Here is a 2,938-nt window from a genome sequence, read left to right as displayed (position 1 = left end):
GCGGCCCGCCAAGCCTTCGCCGCACACGGTGGCGGCTTATCGGCGGGATCTGGTGGGGGTGTTGGTGTGTGCGGGGCGGGCGCTGGGGTGTGGGCCCGATCAGGTGGTGTTGGCGGATTTGACGGCGCAGGTGTTGCGGGAGGCGTTCGCCGAGTACGCGGGTGAGCGGGCGGCTTCGAGTGTGTTGCGGGCCTGGTCGACGTGGAATGGGTTTTTTTCGTTCTGGGTGGCCGAGCAGGTGGTGGCGGGTAATCCGATGTCGGCGGTGCCCAGGCCCAGGGTGCGGCCCTCCTCCCCCAAGCCGTTGATGGGTGAGGACACTCCGGAGCGGTTGTTGGAGGCGTTGGCGCGGGGGGCGCGTCGGGCTCGGGATCCGTGGCCGGAGCGGGATCTGGCGGTGTTGGCGTTGGCGTTGTTGACGGGGATGCGGTCGGCGGAGATGTTGTCGCTTCGGGTGGAGTCGTTGGGTGGGCGTCCTGGTGAGCGGCGTGTTCGGGTGGTGGGCAAGGGTGGTGGTGAGCGGGTGTTGCCCATCGAGGTGCCGTTGGAGGTGTTGTTGGAGGGGTATTTGGTTTCGCGTCGGGAGCGGTTCGGGGTGCCGGTGCGGGGGTCGGATCCGTTGTTGGTGGATAACCGGGGTCAGGGGTTGCGGCGGGGTGGTCTGCAGTATTTGGTGAAGCAGTGTTATAAGCACGCGGGTGTGCATGATCGGGTGGCGCGGGGGACGTTGGTGCATGCGTTGCGTCATACGTTCGCGACGCGGTTGGCCGAGGATGGGGCGTCGGTCACCGAGATCATGCATTTGTTGGGGCATTCGTCGGTGACGTCGTCGCAGGCCTATATCGAGGTGACGGCCAGGGCTCAGCGGGAGGCCGCGGGGGCCAATCGTACGTATGGGGTGTTGCGGAGGTTGGCTGAGGAGGGGGTGTGAGGGGTTGGGGTGGTGGCTACTCTGTTGGTCGTGAACGAGTCGAGTTTTGTTGTTTCCAGTGTCAATGTGAACGGGTTGCGTGCTGCGGCCAAGAAGGATCCGGGGTTCGTGTCGTGGTTGGCGGGCACGGAGGCGGATGTGGTGTGTGTGCAGGAGACGCGTGCTGAGGCGGATCAGTTGCCGACTGAGGTGATTTCGCCAGCGGGGTGGCATGTGGTGCTGTGTCCGGCGGCGGCCAAGGGGCGTGCGGGGGTGGCGTTGTATGCGCGCTCGGAGCCTGATGCGGTGCGGGTGGGTTTTCCGGGTACCGAGTTCGAGGATGCGGGCCGGTATGTGGAGGCCGATTGGGGTTCGGTGTCGGTGGCGAGTTTGTATTTGCCTTCGGGTGAGGTGGGGACGCCGCGTCAGGAGGAGAAGGAGCGTTTTATGGAGATGTTTCTTCCCTTTTTGGTGAAGCGGCGTGCGGAGGTGGAGTCGCAGGGGCGTGAGTTGGTGGTGTGTGGGGATTGGAATATTGCGCACACGGAGGCGGATTTGAAGAATTGGCGGGGTAATAAGAAGAATTCGGGTTTTTTGCCTGAGGAGCGTGCGTGGTTGTCGCGTGTGTTCGATGAGGCCGGGTATGTGGATGTGGTGCGTTCGTTGTATCCGGGGCAGGAGGGTCCGTATTCGTGGTGGTCGTATCGGGGGCGGGCGTTCGATAACGACACGGGGTGGCGGATCGATTATCAGGTGGCCACGCCGGGTTTGGCTGCTCGTGCGGTGGAGGGTGGGGTGGAGCGTTATTCCTCACATGCGAAGCGTTGGTCGGATCATGCTCCGGTGACGGTGCGTTATCGGGTGGAAGGTCAGGGGGTGTGAGGATGGGTGTGCCGATCGTTTTGGTGCACGGGTTGCGGTTGTCGTCGAGTATGTGGCGGCCGCAGTTGGAGTTGTTGCGTTCTGAGGGGCGCCGGGTGGTGGCTCCGGATCTGCCGGGGCATGGGTCGCGGCGGGGTGAGGAGTTCTCGCTGGGGCGTGCGGTGGATGCGGTGTTGGGTGCGATCGATGGTGTGGGGGGTCGTGCCTTGTTGGTGGGGTTGAGTCTGGGTGGGTTCGTGTCGATCGCGGCGGCGGGTGCGGCGCCGGGTCGGGTGGCGGGTTTGGTGGCGGCCAGTTGTACGGCCAAGCCGGCGCAGGCGTTGGCGCAGGTGTATCGGATTCCTGCGGTGTTGATGGATCGGTTGCCGGATAAGGGTGCGGCGGTCAATGAGCGGTTTCATCGGTTGACGTTGCGTGATGGTGCGGCCGAGGCGGTGCTCGATGGTGGGTTGGCGGTGGAGGCGGCTACTGCGGTGATCGATGAGATCTCGCATTTGGATGCGATTTCTTCGTTGTCTTCTTATGGGGGTCCGGTGTGGTTGATCAATGGTGCGCGTGATCATTTCCGGATTCATGAGAAGAAGTTTTTTGATGTGTGTGTGGATGGTCGGTTGGTGAATGTGCCGAGGGCGGGGCATATGGTGAGTTTGGATCAGCCGGTGAATTTTTCGCGGATTGTGGCGGATGCGGCTGATGTGGTGGAGGTGCGTGAGGGGCGTGTGCGGGTGGATCCTGGGGCGCAGGAGTCGGCGCGGGTGAAGGCGGAGGAGGAGCGGTCGGAGTTGGAGGCTGATGGGTTGTAGTCGTCGGTGTGTTGTGTGGGGGGTGTGGGCCCCCTTTTTTTGTTGTCAGGTGTGGGGGGTGGGGTTGTTGTGGGGTGTGCGTTGGTGGGGTGGGGTGATGGTGGCCGCGGGGCGGGGGCGTTTGGGTAGGCGGAAGAAGATCATGGGGTTGTGGGTGGAGTCGTGGATGGGGGTGTGCAGGTCGAGTTCGGTTTTGAGGTCGAGGATGGCTTGGTGGTGGTGGGGTGCGCGGGCGGCGGAGGCGGTGAAGTAGTCGGTGGTGTTGTTGGTGAGCCATTTGAGGATGACGGCGCCTTCGGTGAAGGGCAGGGCGTGGCGTTGGTGGAAGACGTCGTGGACGCTG

The 2,938-nt window shown here is 63.7% G+C and carries 3 protein-coding genes and 1 pseudogene; 3 read left to right on the top strand and 1 reads right to left on the bottom strand.

The genetic code is table 11. The features are described 5' to 3' along the window. From D472_RS0101920 to D472_RS0101910, 3 genes are all read left to right on the top strand, one after another. Positions 1 to 931, top strand: a 931-nt coding sequence (locus tag D472_RS0101920; protein WP_026117289.1) for a tyrosine-type recombinase/integrase, incomplete at its 5' end; no start/stop codon positions are given. Between the two features lie 30 nt (positions 932 to 961). Continuing rightward, positions 962 to 1,792 carry an exodeoxyribonuclease III gene (locus tag D472_RS0101915; RefSeq protein ID WP_026117288.1) on the top strand — a complete coding sequence of 277 codons (831 nt, stop codon included), beginning with the start codon at positions 962 to 964 and terminating at the stop codon, positions 1,790 to 1,792. Between the two features lie 2 nt (positions 1,793 to 1,794). Continuing rightward, entirely contained in the window at positions 1,795 to 2,595 is an 801-nt protein-coding gene (locus D472_RS0101910) for an alpha/beta fold hydrolase (RefSeq protein WP_026117287.1), read from the top strand. Positions 2,596 to 2,640: 45 nt separating this feature from the next. On the opposite strand, the pseudogene D472_RS0101905 reads toward D472_RS0101910, so the two are convergent. Further along, positions 2,641 to 2,938 (bottom strand): annotated as a pseudogene (locus D472_RS0101905) (class I SAM-dependent methyltransferase); the annotation flags it as partial.

The organism is Nocardiopsis alkaliphila YIM 80379 (assembly GCF_000341005.1).
GTDB lineage: Bacteria > Actinomycetota > Actinomycetes > Streptosporangiales > Streptosporangiaceae > Nocardiopsis > Nocardiopsis alkaliphila.
This window is presented reverse-complemented; position numbering and strand designations above follow the sequence as displayed.